General features: G+C 67.4%; 14 protein-coding genes. 7 read left to right on the top strand and 7 right to left on the bottom strand.

What is annotated here, in order from left to right; all coding sequences use genetic code 11:
• Positions 1–207 precede the first annotated feature (207 nt).
• Together MOM01_RS03530 and MOM01_RS03525 are read left to right on the top strand one after the other, a co-directional pair.
• The gene (locus tag MOM01_RS03530) at positions 208–750 is read left to right on the top strand and encodes an LpqN/LpqT family lipoprotein (RefSeq protein WP_241383988.1); all 543 of its coding nucleotides are present in this window, start codon (positions 208–210) and stop codon (positions 748–750) included.
• Positions 751–952: 202 nt separating this feature from the next.
• A complete protein-coding gene (locus MOM01_RS03525; RefSeq protein WP_241384051.1) occupies positions 953–3,493 on the top strand; it encodes an ATP-dependent Clp protease ATP-binding subunit in 2,541 nt (846 codons plus the stop codon).
• Positions 3,494–3,507: 14 nt separating this feature from the next.
• On the opposite strand, the gene MOM01_RS03520 is transcribed toward MOM01_RS03525, so the two are convergent.
• The 4 genes from MOM01_RS03520 to MOM01_RS03505 form a co-directional block, all read right to left on the bottom strand.
• Positions 3,508–4,209 carry a GTP pyrophosphokinase gene (locus tag MOM01_RS03520; protein ID WP_308196957.1) on the bottom strand — a complete coding sequence of 234 codons (702 nt, stop codon included), beginning with the start codon at positions 4,207–4,209 and terminating at the stop codon, positions 3,508–3,510.
• Between the two features lie 94 nt (positions 4,210–4,303).
• On the bottom strand, positions 4,304–5,146 hold the full coding sequence (locus MOM01_RS03515; protein ID WP_241383987.1) for an enoyl-CoA hydratase-related protein: 843 nt from the start codon (positions 5,144–5,146) through the stop codon (positions 4,304–4,306).
• Positions 5,147–5,228: 82 nt separating this feature from the next.
• Positions 5,229–6,503 carry an MFS transporter gene (locus tag MOM01_RS03510; protein WP_241383986.1) on the bottom strand — a complete coding sequence of 425 codons (1,275 nt, stop codon included), beginning with the start codon at positions 6,501–6,503 and terminating at the stop codon, positions 5,229–5,231.
• Positions 6,504–6,552: 49 nt separating this feature from the next.
• Positions 6,553–7,557 carry an aldo/keto reductase gene (locus MOM01_RS03505; RefSeq protein ID WP_241384049.1) on the bottom strand — a complete coding sequence of 335 codons (1,005 nt, stop codon included), beginning with the start codon at positions 7,555–7,557 and terminating at the stop codon, positions 6,553–6,555.
• Between the two features lie 114 nt (positions 7,558–7,671).
• Here MOM01_RS03505 and MOM01_RS03500 point away from each other — a divergent pair, with 114 nt between their 5' ends.
• Positions 7,672–8,238: a TIGR03086 family metal-binding protein gene (locus tag MOM01_RS03500; RefSeq protein WP_241383985.1), complete on the top strand. Its 567-nt coding sequence runs from the start codon at positions 7,672–7,674 to the stop codon at positions 8,236–8,238.
• The gene (gene ilvD, locus MOM01_RS03495; protein ID WP_308196956.1) at positions 8,235–9,944 is read left to right on the top strand and encodes a dihydroxy-acid dehydratase; all 1,710 of its coding nucleotides are present in this window, start codon (positions 8,235–8,237) and stop codon (positions 9,942–9,944) included. Before MOM01_RS03500 ends, ilvD begins: the two co-directional genes overlap by 4 nt.
• Before the next feature lie 52 nt (positions 9,945–9,996).
• On the opposite strand, the gene MOM01_RS03490 is transcribed toward ilvD, so the two are convergent.
• Together MOM01_RS03490 and MOM01_RS03485 are read right to left on the bottom strand one after the other, a co-directional pair.
• A complete protein-coding gene (locus MOM01_RS03490; protein ID WP_241383984.1) occupies positions 9,997–10,659 on the bottom strand; it encodes a S1 family peptidase in 663 nt (220 codons plus the stop codon).
• Between the two features lie 48 nt (positions 10,660–10,707).
• Entirely contained in the window at positions 10,708–11,556 is an 849-nt protein-coding gene (locus MOM01_RS03485) for a DUF6319 family protein (protein WP_241383983.1), read from the bottom strand.
• A 140-nt stretch (positions 11,557–11,696) separates the two neighbouring features.
• Between MOM01_RS03485 and MOM01_RS03480 the strand changes: the two genes are divergently transcribed.
• The 3 genes from MOM01_RS03480 (at position 11,697) to MOM01_RS03470 (ending at position 15,524) form a co-directional block, all read left to right on the top strand.
• Positions 11,697–12,800 carry an adenylate/guanylate cyclase domain-containing protein gene (locus MOM01_RS03480; protein ID WP_241383982.1) on the top strand — a complete coding sequence of 368 codons (1,104 nt, stop codon included), beginning with the start codon at positions 11,697–11,699 and terminating at the stop codon, positions 12,798–12,800.
• Positions 12,801–12,993: 193 nt separating this feature from the next.
• Positions 12,994–14,472, top strand: coding sequence for an MFS transporter (locus MOM01_RS03475; RefSeq protein WP_241383981.1), 1,479 nt, complete (start codon positions 12,994–12,996; stop codon positions 14,470–14,472).
• A gap of 119 nt (positions 14,473–14,591) precedes the next feature.
• Positions 14,592–15,524 (top strand): AurF N-oxygenase family protein, encoded by a 933-nt coding sequence (locus MOM01_RS03470; RefSeq protein WP_241383980.1) that lies wholly within the window; start codon positions 14,592–14,594, stop codon positions 15,522–15,524.
• 117 nt (positions 15,525–15,641) lie between these two features.
• Here the strand turns inward: MOM01_RS03470 and MOM01_RS03465 are convergent, their stop codons facing one another.
• Positions 15,642–16,484, bottom strand: a complete 843-nt coding sequence (locus MOM01_RS03465; protein WP_241383979.1) for an IclR family transcriptional regulator — start codon at positions 16,482–16,484, stop codon at positions 15,642–15,644.
• Positions 16,485–16,518 lie beyond the last annotated feature (34 nt).

Here is a 16,518-nt window from a genome sequence, read left to right as displayed (position 1 = left end):
GACCCGGAAGTACAGGGGATTCCGCGGGGGCGGTCGTGCGGTCGGAAATCGATCCTTCGGCACTGTGCACATTCACCCGACTCGGCCGAACGGCACGCGACGCGACCGGGAGGCGGGCCGTCGGTGAGCCGTGCGCGAGTTCGCATCCCGCCCTGCCCGCCTCCCCTCCACGAGCGTTTCTGCGCCGCACGAGTATCGGGAACCACGATGACGCCGAGTACCGGGAAGAGCCTCCGCGACTACCTCGACACCCATGGGGTCGAGCTCCTTCCCTGCCACGCGGGCGAGCCCGGCCGCCCCTCGGTCGAGCTGCCGGTGCCCAGAGGATGGACGATCGTTCCCGCACACCTGTTTCCCCGAGCCCGCACGGTTCTCGTCGCACCCGAGTACACCGAAGCCGGGTGGACTCCCATCGCAGTACTGCTCCACAACCGGCTGTCCGTCCGGCGCCCCACCGGCGAATTGCTCGCAGCGGCGGCAGCAGCGACACAGGAATTGCCCGAATGGTCCGAACTCGATTGTGAAACAAGCAATTTCCGGGGCCACCCCTCGGTGATCACCAGAGGAAAATATCGCGCCGGTGGCGTCGACTTCGATGCGAGGAGTCGTCATCTCGTGATCGACCACGACCAGGACCGTTATCTGACGCAGCTCGCGGTGACCACTCGCGCCGATGCTCCTGCGTCCCTTCGCGAGGGCGCGCAGACGATCCACACGGAGATGTGGGTCGATCCGGCCCGCGCGTCGTAGCAGCGAAATCCCCGTTCGCGACACGACTCGGCTCCGACGGCAGAACTCCCGCAACCGCCACCGGGACCACCGGCGCCGGTATACGATCGGAACCGGCAGCCGACACCGAATCACCGGACGGGAGCGCCTATCACGGCGGCCCGGCACGACAGACCGTAGGTGAGTGTCGAAGGAGTACTTCCTCTCCGTCTCGGAGGAGACCATGACCGACAGCTGGCTTTCCCGCGACCCGTTCGACGACATCTTCGACCGGTTCTTCGGGTCGAGCAATCTCCGTCAGCCCCAGGTACAGCGAGTCGACCTCGGGCGACTGCTCAACGAGGACGCGAAGCGCCTCGTCGACAAGGCGGGGCGAGCTGCCCGTGAGTGGGGCAGCGCAGAACTCACTCCCGAACACCTCCTGTACGCCGCAACTCTGGACGATCCCGGTCGCGGCATCATCAGCGGTCTCGGCCTCGATCCCGACGAGGTCGGAGAGCAGATGCGGACACTGGTGGGTGAGGGCGAAGAGGAGACCGGCCGTGCGGTGTTGAGCCCTGCAGCGAAACGGGCATTCCGCGCCGCGCAACAGCAGGCCGGGCAGACGGGAACGAGCTACATCGGTCCCGAACACATTCTCTACGGCATCGCCGCGAACAGCGAGAATCCGGCTGCACACGTCCTCGCCGGCGCCCAACTCGAAGGTGGCGGCCGCGGCAGCTCGACACCCAGCACGACTCCCACACTCGACAACTACGGCCGGGATCTGACCGCCGAGGCCCGCGCCGGCAATGTCGACCCCGTCGTCGGCCGTACCGACGAGATCGCGCAGACGGTCGAGATCCTCTCCCGCCGCCGGAAGAACAATCCGGTTCTCATCGGCGATCCCGGTGTGGGCAAGACGGCGATCGTCGAAGGTCTCGCCCAGCGCATCGTCAACGGGGATGTGCCCTCCACACTGGCCGACAGGCGAGTGATCGCGCTCGATGTGGGTTCGCTCGTGGCGGGCAGCAAGTATCGGGGCGAGTTCGAGGAGAGGCTGACCAAGATCCTCGACGAGGTTCGTGAACACTCGGACGAGTTGATCCTGTTCATCGACGAACTGCACACGATCGTGGGAGCAGGGAGCGGTGGCGAAGGTTCCATGGACGCCGGCAACCTCCTCAAGCCCGCGCTGGCGCGCGGCGAGCTGCACGCGATCGGCGCGACCACCATCGACGAATACCGTCGCCACATCGAGAAGGACGCAGCCCTCGAGCGTCGATTCCAGCCCGTCATGGTGGCCGAACCTTCCGTGGACGACACCATCGAGATCCTCCGCGGGCTGGTCGACGTGTACGAGGAGCACCATCAGGTCCACTACAGCGACGAAGCGCTCGTAGCCGCGGCCGAACTGTCCGATCGGTACATCACCGACCGCTTCATGCCGGACAAGGCCATCGATCTCGTCGACCAGGCGGGCGCCCGTGTCCGGCTCCGGACCAAGACACCGGATCCGGACACCCGGTCGCAGGAGGAGGAACTCTCCCGCCTCGAACGCGAGAAGGATTCCGCCGTCGCCTCGGAAGATTTCGCCAAGGCGGCGGAACTGAAGAAGCAGATCACCGAACTCCAGGAACGCACGACGTCCGGCTCACCGACGTCCACACCTCAGGTGGAGGTGGTGGACATCGCCGAGGTGATCTCGCGTCAGACGGGCATCCCCGTGTCCGAGTTGACCGCCGAAGAACGCCGTCGCCTGCTCGATCTCGAAGACGTTCTGCACGCACGGGTGATCGGGCAGGACAAGGCTGTCTCCGCGGTCGCCGAGGGCGTCCGCAGGGCCCGCGCCGGTCTCGCGGATCCGACCCGGCCGATCGGCTCGTTCCTCTTCCTCGGTCCCACCGGTGTCGGCAAGACCGAACTCGCGAAGGCTCTCGCTTCGGCCGTCTTCGGCGAGGAAGGCCGGATGATCCGCTTCGACATGAGCGAGTTCCAGGAGAAGCACACGGTCTCGCGCCTGGTCGGGGCGCCGCCCGGTTACGTCGGATACGAAGAAGCCGGCCAGCTGACGGACAAGGTTCGGCGACAACCCTATTCGGTGATCCTCTTCGACGAGGTCGAGAAGGCGCATGCGGACGTGTTCAACGTGCTGCTCCAGTTGCTCGACGACGGCCGTGTCACCGACGCCCAGGGCCGAACGGTGGATTTCAAGAACACCATCGTGATCCTCACCAGCAACATCGGATCCGATCTGATCCTCGCGCATACCGGTGACGACCTCGAATCCCTCACGCCGAGACTGATGGAGCGGTTGCATTCGCACTTCCGTCCCGAATTCCTCAACCGTATCGACGAGACCGTGATCTTCCACCGTCTCGACAAGGCGCAATTGCGCGAGGTCGTCGGACTCGTCCTCGACGGAACCCGGCGTTTGCTGCATGCCCAGGAGCTCTCCTTGGACGTGACGGATCGGGCCGTCGACTGGCTCGTCGAGGAGGGTTACGAACCGGAATACGGCGCTCGTCCGCTCCGGCGCACCGTACAACGGGAAATCGACAACCGGATCTCGAAACTGATTCTCGCCGGTGAACTTTCGCATGGCGACACCGTCCGGGTGGATGTCGGTTCCGGCGGCGGCATCGTCATCGAGGGCATCGCCGGGACGGGTGAGAGCGGCAGCACGGAATCCGGCGAGCGCGGAGATCCGGAATCCGACGGGAGCGAGAGTCCGAAGCCCGACGAGAGCGACGCATCGGCCACGGAGCAGACCACTGGCCCGTGAACATCGACCCGGACTCAGGGCCGGATGGTTCGGAGGGTGCGGCCCCCGTGGACGCGGTCGTGCAGCGCCTCCATCCGCACATCCAGATCACGTGCGGTCTCCGCTGCCGATCGGAGTTCCTCACGCAGGTCGTCCGGAACGACCCGATCGTGCTTGTAGTAGATCTTGTGCTCGAGACTCGCCCAGAAATCCATCGCGACCGTCCGGATCTGCAGTTCGACGTAGACCTGCTCGACACGGTCGGACATGTACACCGGGATCTCCACGATCACGTGCAGGCTGCTGTATCCGTTGGGTTTCGGACGGGCGATGTAGTCCTCGATCTCGATCACCTTCACATCGCGCTGGCCGGTGATCATGTCCATGATCCGGTACACGTCCGACGTGAAACTGCACGTGATGCGGATGCCTGCGATGTCACGAACGGTTTCGCGGATGCCGTCGAGTGAGGCCGGCGCACCCTTGCGTTCCGCCTTGGCGAGGATCGACTCGGGGCTCTTCAATCGCGACTTGACGTGCTCGATCGGGTTGTATTCGCGAGCGTAGGTGAACTCCTCGCGCAGGATGTTGATCTTCGTCATCATCTCGTCGATGCCGAATTTGTAGACCATGAGGACGCGCCGGAGATCCTGCGCCAGGTGTTCCACCGCGACCAGCGGTGCCTGCACGTCCGGTGCCGGCACTCCCGGCTCGGGTTCGCCCACCGTCGTCGTCACTCGATCCTCCTCGATGCTCTTCGCACTCGAGTCTGCCAGCCCGGCGCAGACAACCGGTTCCCGGATCCTCGAGCTGCGAGTTCGCAGTACACGATCAGCCGAACAGATCGGGCAGACCATCCGAGATCCGGTCGGGAAACGCCGGTGCACGCTTCTCGAGGAAGGACTCCACTCCTTCGCGGACATCGCCGGAGACTCCCCGCACGTGGATACCGATCGATTCGGCGCGGTGCGCGATCTCCGGGTCCGGGGCACCGAGCATCCGCCACATCAACCGGCGGGTCAGTGCCACCGAGACCGGCGCCGTTCCGGACACGAGTTCCCGGGCGATCTCGAGGGCTCGTTCCTGTATACGTTCGGCGGGTACAACTTCACGGACGAGGCCGCGTTCCGCTGCTTCCGCGACGGGCACCATGCGTCCACCGACTGTCCATTCCACAGCGGTCGAGATGCCCACGAGGCGAGGAAGGAACCAGGTGGAGCAGGCCTCCGGCACCAGACCTCGACGAGTGAACACGAAGCCGAATTTCGCTGTTTCCGAAGCTATCCGGATATCGGCAGGAAGAGTCATGGTGACGCCCACACCGGCGGCCGGACCGTTGATCGCGGCGATCACCGGCTTGAGCGATCGGTAGATGCGCAGAGTCACGCGACCCCCGAGGTCCGGTGGGGTTGTGCCGGAGCCGGGATCGTCACCGAGGACGAAGGTTTCGGCTCCGGCCGCGAGGTCGGCGCCTGCACAGAAGGCGCGCCCCGTTCCGGTGAGGACGACCGCCCGCACGTCGTCGTCCGCATCGGTCTCGTCGAAGAGAGCGATGAGCCGTTCACCGATCTCGTCGGTGAACGCGTTGAGACGCTCGGAGCGATTCAGTCGGATCACGGCAATGGAACCGTGACGCTCGAGCAGCACATCGTTCTCGGTACCTGCCTGTGACACATCGCCTCCGCGGGTTCACTGCCGACCACTCGGCGACCGACAGTCCTTAACGTTCGTTAAGCAGCACCATACCGTCCGGTGGTCAGCGCCCCTCGCGCCCGAAGCGCTCCAGCACGACCGCGCGCAGCGATCGTGCTTCGACTCCCGCGTCGCGACGGGCACGGCTCCGGGTCACGAGTATCCCCGCGAATGCGATGACCCAGATCGGGTACTGCGCGAACCATGCGACCCGGAACGCGTCGAAGGTGTAGCCACCGAGCCGATCGAGCACGATCCCCATCGTCTGCACGACGAGGAGCGTGGCGAGGAAACCGCCGATGTTCACGATGCCGTTGGCTGTTCCGAGAGCGGTCCCGGGGTTGAAGGTGCGGGCGTAGTCGAAGCCGATCATCGACCCCGGGCCACCCACCGAGATGACGATCACCAGCGCCACGAGCAGCCAGATCGGCGCGGGGCCGGGCAGAGCGAGCACCACCGACCATGTCACGGCGCTGCCCAGGATGATCGTCAGCACGAGCCACGATCGCCTGAGCGGAAAGCGCCCCGAGAGGACACCGAGAATCGGTCCTGCCGAGATGGCCGTGACCACGGAGACGGTCAGCATCGAGCCGGCTGCGGCGGGCGAGAGACCTTGCGCGGAGACCAGATACGGCACCCCCCACATCAAGGCGAAGGTGGTGACCGAGAACTGCGTCCCCATGTGGGTGAAGAAGCCGAGCTTGGTGCCGGGGCGGCGCCACACCGTGCCGAGACCGCCGATCACTTCCCGGAACCCCGTCGCAGTGGCCTCCCGCGCCTCGCCCGGCGGGGTGTCGCGCACGACCGCGAACACGAGAACGCACGCGAGCAGCCCCAGCGCCGCGGCGCTGCCGTATGCGGCCGTCCAGCCCGCACCCGTGAGCAGCAGGACGAACGGCACCGCGGACAGCACCTGACCGAGCTGACCGAAGATGCCCGTCAGCTGAGACACGACGGGCACCCGGCGCGGCGCGAACCAGACGGGCACGAGCCGGAGCACCGAGATGAAGGTGAGAGCGTCACCGGTTCCGACCAGCACGCGCGCGAGGTACGCGACCGGCAGTGATTCGGTGGTCGCGAGCAGCGCCTGACCGATCGCGAGGACTACCGCGCCGAGAGCGATCATCCGACGTGAGCCGAACCGGTCCAGCAGAACGCCGGCCGGAATCTGCATCCCCGCGTAGACGACGAGCTGGAGGACGACGAATCCGGAGAGGACCGACGGGGAGATGTCGAATCGTTCGGTCGCGGCCAGTCCGGACACACCGAACGCCGTCCGGTGGAGGACGGCGACGATGTAGGCGAATACTCCGACACCCCAGACCAGCCATGCCCTCATGGGGAGGAGACGATACTCCGAGGTCTTTTACCTGGCTAATCAATCGGTGTCACTCGCGTCCGAGTGACACCCACGTCGGGTCGGCTGCGCGAGGACCGGCGACCTTGTCCGCAAGACGGTCCAACCGCGCGAGCTGCTCGTCCGTGAGGACGACGTCGAGCGCACCGGCGTTCTCGGTGACACGGCTCGCGTACCGCGTGCCGGGGATGGACACCGAGGGCAGACCGAACTCGCGGCCCTTCGCATCCAGCCATGCGAGCGCGACCTGCGCAGTCGTCGCGTCCGCTTCCTGCGCGATCAGCCGCGCTTCCTCCCGCACGTCGAGGTTCGTCGGCAGGGTGTCCGCGCCGAAACGGGGGAACCGCCTGCGCAGGTCGTTCTCCCCGATCCGCCCGGGATCGAAGGCGTCGGTGAGCAGACCACGGCTCACCGGCGAGTACGGCACGAAGCCGATGCCGAGTTCCGCAGCGGTCGGCACCACGTTCCGCTCGACGTCCCGCGAGACGATGCTCCATTCCGACTGGATCGCCGCGATCGGATGCACGGCGTGCGCGCGGCGCAGTTCGTCTCCGGTGGCCTCCGACAGTCCGATGTGCCGTACCTTGCCGGCCTGCACGAGCTCCGCGAGCGCCCCCACCGTGTCCTCGACGGACACTTCCGGATCGACCCGGTGCAGGTAGTACAGATCCACATGATCCACACCGAGGCGGGCGAGCGACTTCTCGAGGGCCTGCTTCGCATAGTCGGGATGCCCGTCGGTGCGGCGGTTGGCGGTGCCCTTGCCCCCGACAGCGCCGACGAGACCGAACTTCGTCGCCAGCTGCACCTCGTCCCGCCGCTCGGCGAGCAGCGTGCCGACGATCCGCTCGCTGGTGCCCTCGCCGTAGACATCGGCAGTGTCGATGAAGGTGATGCCCAGGTCCACGGCGTGGTGCAGGGTCGCGAGTGCCTCCTCGAGGTCCACTTCGCCGTAGGCAGGGGCGATGGACATCGCTCCGTAACCCTGGGCACTGACGACCAGACCGGGTGCGAGTTCGACGGCGGGAACGGGCATGTACTTCTCCTCGACGGTGATGCGGTGCGGCCACCCATCGTCCCGCATGCCGGAGGTGACCGCAGGAGTTGAAATCGCCGTGATCGGAGCATCGCGCAACATACGCTGAAGCCCATGGCGACCGACTGGCTCTCCCTCCAACGAACCGCGCGCGACGGCTTCGACGAGCGTGTCGCGCAGATCCGCGACTGGCACGCGCCCACCCCCGACACCGAATGGGACGTCACCGATCTGGTGTGGCACATGGTCGACGAGCAGCGCTGGATACAACCGCTGCTGTCCGGCCGCTCCCTCGACGACGCGAAGGCCGCGCTCGAACCGATCGGAGACGACCTCGCGGCGGAATGGGCGCGGTTCGCCGAGCAGGCGACCGCCGCATGGGCGATGGCCTCACCCGCACAGGAGGTCCACTTGTCCTACGGTGAGGTGCCGTGCATCGAGTACCTCAAACAGCAGGTCGCGGACATCGCCGTGCACACCTGGGATCTGGCACGGGCGGTCGGCGCCGACGAGACCCTCGACGGCGACCTCGTCGACGCCGTGCTCGCCGAACTCGAACCGCAGCGCGACATGCTCGCGTCGAGCGGCCTGTTCGCCGATCCCGTCCCGGTACCCGACGACGCCTCTCCTCAGGACCGGCTCCTCGCGCTGACCGGACGCGACCCCCGGAAGACGTCGTGACGGACCGATCCGACGAGCGCCCCGACATCAAACCCCGCAGCCGCGACGTCACCGACGGCATGGAGAAGGCCGCCTCCCGCGGAATGCTGCGCGCGGTGGGGATGGGCGACGACGACTGGGAGAAGCCGCAGATCGGGGTGGCCTCGTCGTGGAACGAGATCACCCCGTGCAATCTTCCGCTGGACCGGCTCGCGAGAGCGGTCAAGGAGGGTGTGCACGCCGCGGGAGGTTATCCGCTCGAATTCGGCACCATCTCCGTATCGGACGGGATCTCGATGGGGCACGAAGGCATGCATTTCTCACTCGTGTCCCGTGAGGTCATCGCCGACAGTGTCGAGACTGTGATGCAGGCCGAGCGTCTCGACGGTTCGGTACTTCTCGCGGGATGCGACAAGTCCCTGCCCGGGATGCTCATGGCCGCGGCACGGCTCGACCTGGCGTCGGTGTTCCTGTACGCCGGTTCCATCCTTCCCGGCGTCGCGAAACTGTCGGACGGCACCGAACGCGACGTGACGATCATCGACGCCTTCGAAGCAGTCGGCGCGTGCGCGCGGGGCCTGATGCCCCGAAGCGATCTCGATGCGATCGAACGCGCCATCTGCCCCGGAGAAGGCGCCTGCGGCGGCATGTACACCGCGAACACGATGGCCGCCGCCGCCGAAGCGCTCGGCATGTCGCTGCCGGGAAGCGCCTCTCCTCCCGCGACCGACCGCCGTCGCGACGGTTTCGCCCGTCGCAGCGGACAGGCCGTGGTCGAGTTGTTGCGCCGCGGCATCACGGCGTCGGACATCCTGACGAAGGAAGCGTTCGAGAATGCCATCGCGGTGGTCATGGCGTTCGGTGGATCCACGAATGCCGTGCTTCATCTGCTCGCCATCGCCCACGAGGCCCGGGTGGATCTGACGCTCGACGACTTCGTGCGGGTGGGCGCGCGCGTCCCGCATCTCGCCGACGTCAAGCCGTTCGGCAGGCACGTGATGAAGGACGTCGACCACATCGGCGGGGTGCCCGTCATCATGAAAGCGCTGCTCGACGCGGGTCTGCTGCACGGCGACTGCCTCACCGTCACCGGCAGCACCGTGGCGGAGAACCTGGCCGGCATCGCACCCCCGGATCCCGACGGCAAGGTGCTGCGCGCCCTGAGCGATCCCATCCATCCGACCGGGGGCATCACGATCCTGCGGGGCAGCCTCGCTCCCGGCGGGGCGGTCGTGAAGTCGGCGGGCTTCGACGAGTCTGTCTTCGAGGGCACCGCGCGAGTCTTCGAACGTGAACGGGCCGCGATGGATGCACTCGAGGACGGCACGATCGCCCCGGGCGATGTGGTGGTCATCCGCTACGAGGGCCCCAAGGGCGGCCCGGGCATGCGCGAGATGCTCGCCATCACCGGTGCCATCAAAGGGGCCGGCCTCGGCAAGGACGTCCTGCTGCTCACCGACGGCCGGTTCTCCGGTGGCACCACCGGACTGTGTGTGGGGCACGTGGCCCCGGAAGCCGTCGACGGCGGCCCCATCGCGTTCGTGCGCGACGGCGACCGGATCCGGCTCGACGTCTCGGAGGGTCTGCTCGACGTGCTGGTCGACGACGAGGAGATGGCGGCGCGGCAGCAGGGATGGGAGCCACTACCGCCGCGCTACACCCGCGGTGTGCTGGCGAAGTACACGAAGCTGGTCGGTTCCGCATCGAACGGCGCGGTGTGCGGGTGAGGAACGGGTGACCTCTCTCGCCGCCGTGTCGTCGCAGGATCGGGCGGGGCCGCTAGATCGGGCGGAAGCCGGCGCCCGCCCCGCCACGGGCATCGATGTCGGCCATGATCACGTCGATATTCGTTCCGACCTCCGGCCCGACGCACGGCGCGAGCAGGTAGGCGTTGACCATCGCGACGAGTGTCGTGCCCACCACCAGCGGCGCACCCGAGTCGCCTTCGACGACACAGACCTGGGTCCACGTCTCCTGGGAACCGAGCACGTCGCCCCACACCACTCCGCAGGTATTACCCGTCGTGCGCCCTTCCTTGCAGGCGACGTTCGGGAATCCCGCCGGAGCACCGAGGTCCGTGATGGTCACATTGCCGACCCGTTCGACCGGAACCACCTTGCTCCTGTCGAACACGATGACGGCGTAGTCGAGCATCTGGTTGGCCGAGACGACCTGCCCCACCGGCCCGGCACCGAGATCGTATTCGGCCTTCACCGTCATACCGGGACCACCGCAGTGCGCCGCGGTGAGACCGACGAGCCGACCGGCCGAATCGTTACCGATCGTGGTGAGCGTGCAGTCGAAGATGTCCTGAGTGCCGTCGCCCAGAGTGATGCCCGAACCACCGCCGAGAGTCACAGGCGGGGCCGCGACGGCCACCCCCGAACCCGCGCCGGCCAGCGCCACCACGCTTGCGATTGCTACGACGAGTTTCTTGAACATGGTGCCCCTCCCGCACTGCCGCTTCCGGCCGCCGTCGAGCCGAGCGTACTAGAGGTTTCCGCCGGATTTACGGGTTGCGCCCAAGCTCTCGAGAGCCAGCCGGGCCTCCTCGAGCTCGCGGCTGAGTTGCGCGACCCGTTCCTCGGCCGCCCGGCGTGCTTCCTCGATGACCGATTCGACGGCTTCGCTCGCCGTCGGATCGCCGAGTTCCTTCACCGCCCGTTCGACGGCGTCGGGGGCGACCGGCGTGGGCTTGCCGACCTTGCGGGTGCCGTGTGCGACGCCGACCGTCCACTCGTTCTCGGGGTCGATCGTGACGGTGATGGTGATGGACGGAGCCTTCTTCGCCTTGCGGGCCGGGGCCTTCGGCTTCGCCGGCGCGGCCGAAGGCCGGCTGGAGGCATCGGACGAAGGGGAGGTGGTCTGGTTCACGGGCGTCTTCTCCTCGGCGCGGGGGGCGGGGGCAGCAGGCTTCGGTGCAGGCGTCTTCGGAGTTGCGGCCTTCGGGGGCGAAGACTCCGGGCGCACGGCCTTCGGGGGCGAAGACTCCGGGCGCACAGCCTTCGGGGGCGAAGGCTCCTGGCGCGCAGTCTTCACCGGCGGGGTCTTCGCGGGCCCGCGCGCGGTCTTCGAGGGCACGGTCTTCGCTCCTGCAGGATCGCGCGTCGCGCGCAATTCGTCCGCTTCGAAGGGCAACTCGTCGTCGACACCCTTCGGCCGCACCGTCACGGTGCTCCCGGTGATCGACACCACGCGCGCGGACGTTCCCGGGTCGATCCCCAGACTCGGTATGCCTTCGACGAGGTAGACGGTCGCGCGGCGCCCCTCGGCGAGAGCGGTACCGAGCTCTCCGAGTTGTTCCTCCGTCAGGTGGTCCGCGCGTCTGCGGGGCGGCATGCGACGTCCTTTCTCGGTTCGCCGACAGGTCGGCAGGGGTTCGACGGGGGCCACTGTCGCACATTCGTACGACACGCCTGCACACGTGCTCGGCGCGACCTGCCGCGCATGTGTGGGGCGGGCACGGTAAGGATGAGTGTGTGACCCCGTCCGACCCGGCACCCGCATCAGGAACCGACGTGCTGTCCGTGATCCAGTCAGAACTGGAGAACGCACTGCTCGGCGGGTCTCTCCGCTACACGCTCAACGAGGTGGCCGAGTCGTGCGGGCTCGAACCTGCGCGTGTGCGGCGGTTGTGGCAGGCCCTCGGTCTGACCGTCGACCCCGATCCGGACGTCGTGATGTTCACGGACGGGGACGTCGAAGCCCTGCGAGCCGCGGCGGCGATCATCGCGAGCGGCGCGATCGACGAACGTCTCGAGATACCGGCGGCCCGCTCGATCGGACAGTCGATGTCGCGGCTGACCGAGTGGCAGCTGAACCTCCTCAACACCCACGTGTTCACGCGGCTCGCGGCCGCCTTCGAAGAGTCGGCCGGTCCGCCGAAGGAGGAGGAGATCCGGGCACTCGTCGATCACATCATCGAGCGGACGACCGAACTCACGGTGAGTCTCCAGAGCCACATGTGGCGCCGGCATCTGGTGGCCACCACCGGCCGGACCGCGGCGCGGCCGCAGGATCCCGGGGAACTCCACGAACTCGTCGTCGGTTTCGCCGACATGGTCGGATACACGCGGCTGACCCGACAGATCGACGCCGCGGCGTTGAGCGAACTGCTCGACTATTTCGAATCGGAGGTCTCCGACGTCATCGCCCGGCACAACGGGTGGGTCATCAAGACGGTAGGCGACGAGGTGATGTTCGCGGCCGAACGACCGATCGACGCCGCGCGCATCGCTCTCGACCTGCAGGATTCCTTCGCGGCCCAGAAGGACTATCCCGATCTGCGGATCGGCCTGGCGTGGGGCCAGGCCCTGCCGCGCTTCGGTGATCTGTTCGGCTCGGTCGTCAACATCGCGGCACGTCTCACGGGCGCCGCGAGGCCGGGCACGATCCTCGTCGACGAGAACCTCGCCGACGCGCTCGCAGACTGCGAGGAGTTCCGCTTCCAGACGGTGCGCACCCTGCGGCTGCGGGATTTCCACCATTCCCGCCTGTACGTGTTGCGGCGGCCTCGGGCGGACAGGACGGCCGACAGCGGAGCCGACGGTGAGGGCCTCGGCGACGAGGACATGGGTCTCTGACCGGGCGCGCCGCACCCGGGATCGACGTGCTCGACTCCGTCGACGGTGGCAGCGCGCGAACCGTGTTGTGAGACCGATGATTCGGCTACGATACCGGCAGTCTCGCTCTCGGTTACCGGCATTTTCTCCGTTCCGGAAGGCTCCCGTGTCCGACACAGCCACATCCGCCACGAGCCCCGACTCGCCACCGCCCATGACACGCGCGCAGATCAGGCTGCTCGCCGTCGCATGTTCCGCGGTGGCCGTGGTCATCGCCGCGATGGCGTCACTGAACACGGCGTTGCCGGACATCGCGGTCGAGACCGGCGCGACGCAGGCCCAGCTGACGTGGATCGTCGACGGCTACACCCTGGCGCTGGCAGCACTGCTCCTCCCGGCCGGTGCGCTGGGCGACCGGATCGGCCGCCGCGGCGTCATGATCGTCGGGCTGATCATCTTCGCAGCCGGTTCCCTGCTGCCGCTGTTCGCCGACGAACCACTGTGGATCATCGGGTCGCGAGCCGTCGCGGGTGTGGGCGCGGCGCTCGTCATGCCCTCGACATTGTCCCTGATCACTGCGGGTTTCACCGAGGCGCACCGGGCGCGCGTCATCGGTATCTGGGCGGGGGTGGCCGGGTCGGGTGCCGTGCTCGGGATGATCCTGTCCGGACTCGTCCTCGAGTACGCGTCGTGGCGGGTGATCTTCGGTGGCTCCGCCGCCATCGCGATTCTGCTGGTCGCGGTGTCGCTCACCATCGGATCGTCGCGATCGGCGCGGCCGTTGCCGTTCGATTTCGGTGGAGCCGTTCTCGTCGTCCTCGCCGTCGGCCTGTTCGTGTTCGGTGTGATGGAGGGTCCACACCGTGGCTGGGCGGACGCGGTGACCCTCGGCGCGGTCGTCGCGGGGCTGGCGGCCGCAGCCGGATTCGTCGCCGCCGAACTCCGGTCGAGGGCGCCCTTGCTCGACGTCCGCCTGTTCACCGGCCGGGCGTTCGGGGCGGGCGCGGCCGGACTCGCCTTCCAGTATCTGGCGGGTTTCGGCCTCTTCTTCCTCATCGTGCAGTATCTGCAGTTGGTACTCGGCTATTCGCCCCTGCGCGCCTCGTTGGCGCTGACACCGATCTTCCTCGTGGTCATGGCCCTGTCCGTCGCCGTGCCGGCACTGTTGAATCGGGTGGGCATCCGCGTTCTGCTGAGCGCGGGCCTGGCGCTGATCGGTATCGCCCTGATTCTCATGGGTCTGCTCGACGCCGAGGCCTCCTATCTCGAAGTGGCGTGCACGCTGACGGTCGCCGGCGTCGGAGTGGGCATCTGTACGGCTCCTGCGACGCACGCGATCGTGACGAACACTCCCGAGGATCAACTCGGTGTGGCCTCGGCCGTCAACGACGCGACCCGCGAGATCGGGGCGGCGATCGGGGTCGCGATCACGGGCAGCGTCCTCGCCGCGGCCTACAGCCACGGCGTCGATCCGGTGACCCCCATGCTCCCCGAACCGGCCCGGAGCGCCGTGCAGGATTCGCTCGCGGCCGCGATACAGGTCGCGGAGCAGGCCGGCCCGCAGGGCGAGCAACTCGCCGAGCTCGCGCAGAACGCCTTTCTGGACGGGCTGCAGCAGGCGTCGTGGACCGTCGCCGCGATTCTGCTGGTCGGTGCGGTGATCTCGGCGTTCTGGGCACCCGGACGCCGGTAGCCGCCGCTCCCCTCGTTCGATCCCGATGCCCGCGACACGTGTCGCGGGCATTGTGTTGTGCGCGCTGTCACGCTAACCTGATTAACAGTTACCAGTCGTCACACTAAAAAGGTGGAGACATGACCGCATCGCTCACCCGCGAGACCAGCAAGGGGTTCGTACCCGGCGTCGCACTGTCCGATCGCGAGGAAACCGCCGGGCGACTGCTTGCCTCGTCCGCTCGCAAGTCGTACGACCCGGTCGTCGAGGTCGATTGGGAAGCCCCCGTCCCCGACGACAAGTTCGGGATGACACCCGAATGGAGCACGCTCTACGGCACCGCGCTGTGGGACGAGCTCACCGACGACCAGCGCATCGAACTGACCAAGCACGAGGCCGCGAGCGTCTCGAGCGTCGGCCTGTGGTTCGAGATCCTGCTCATGCAGATGCTCCTGCGCGACGTCTACGACCGCGACAAGCACTCACGCCACGTGCAGTTCGCCCTCACCGAGGTCGCCGACGAATGCCGCCACTCGGTGATGTTCGCGCGCGCCGGCGAGCGACTGAACATGCCGGGTTACGGACCGCCCCGCTACATTCATCAGCTCGGGCGTCTGTGGGGCCACTTCTTCAAGGGCGCCAACGCCTATGCCGCCGTCATGGCCGCCGAGGAGATCCTCGACATGATGCAGCGCGACTTCATGCGCGACGAGCGGGTCCAGCCCGTCACCCGCTCGGTGTCGAAGATCCACGTCCTCGAGGAGGCGCGTCACATCCGGTTCGCTCGCGAGGAGGTCGCACGCCGACTCGCCGGGGCGAGCCGCGCACGTCTCGCGTTCGAGCGCTTCAACACCGCCCTCGTGGTGTTCTTCGTCGTCAAGAGCATGATCCACCCGGACGTCTACGCCAATGCCGGCCTCGATCGCGAACGGGCACTGCGAGAGGCCAAGGGCAACAAGCACTATCACGACCGGGTCCGGAAGTCGGGCGCCAAGCTCATGACCTTCCTCGACAACGTCGGCCTCATCGGCGGACCGTCGAAGATCCTCTACAAGAAGGTCCACCTGCTCTGATCCGGCTCCGGCCGAACGACCGAGTGCGCAGTTCCTGTCGATTCCCCACGGGATTCCCGACACGAACCGCGCACTCGGTTCGTCGTTGCAGCGGTTGCCGCCGCAACGGAAGGGCCGTCAGCCCACCTTCTCCTCGGCCTGCGCCGGCGCATCCTCGCGTTCGTGCTCCGGGAACAGGGCGCGCGTGATCTTGCGGGCGGTGTCGGCGACGATCGGGGCCACCCATTCCAGACGCGTCGACCGAGCGTCCGCGGCGAGCGACAGGGCCGCGACCGGACCGTCCACTCCCCGCAACGCGACGCCCACGCATCCGATGCCCCGTGCCGCTTCCTCGCGCTCGAAAGCGACACCGCGGCGCTTGCGGATGCGGTTGAGTTCCTGGTGCAGCGCAACCTGATCGTGGATCGTGCGTTCGGTGCACGGCACGAGCTGCTTGCCGTACAGGGCGTCGATTCGTTCGGGTTCGAGCCACGCCAGGATGGCCTTGCCGGCCGCGGTCGCGTAGGCCGGGAACCGTCCACCGACGCGAGACGGAATGCTGGAGGCCAACTGTCCGCCGACCTTGTCGAGGTAGAGCACCTCGTTGCCTTCGAGCACCGTCAGGTGCACCACGGCTCCGGTCTGCATCGCCAGATCGTGCAGATGCGGTGCGGCGGCCTCCCTGATGCGGCGGTGTCCGGTGTCGCTGCCCCCGAGTCCGAGGGCACGCGGGCCGAGGCAGTAACCGAACGAGGCGTGCTCGATCCAGTCGCGGCGCACGAGATGGTCGAGGATGCGGTGCACGGTCGAGCGCGGCAGCCCCGAGCGGCAGGTCACCTCTTCCAGGGTGAGGGCGCCTCGACTGTCGAAGGCTTCCAGGATGAGTGTCATCCGGTCGACCATCGATGGGGGAAGTTCTCGTTTGGCCGAGGTTCCGACGGGCTCGAGCGAGGAGTCGACGGCGGTCAACTGCACCTCCATAAGTCCTGGCCACGACCCTGCGCGCCTCATGAAA

Source organism: Rhodococcus sp. CH91, assembly GCF_022554085.1.
Classification (GTDB): Bacteria; Actinomycetota; Actinomycetes; order Mycobacteriales; family Mycobacteriaceae; genus Rhodococcus.
The sequence above is the reverse complement of the archived record's forward strand: the minus strand, read 5'-3'. Positions and strand labels throughout refer to the sequence as shown.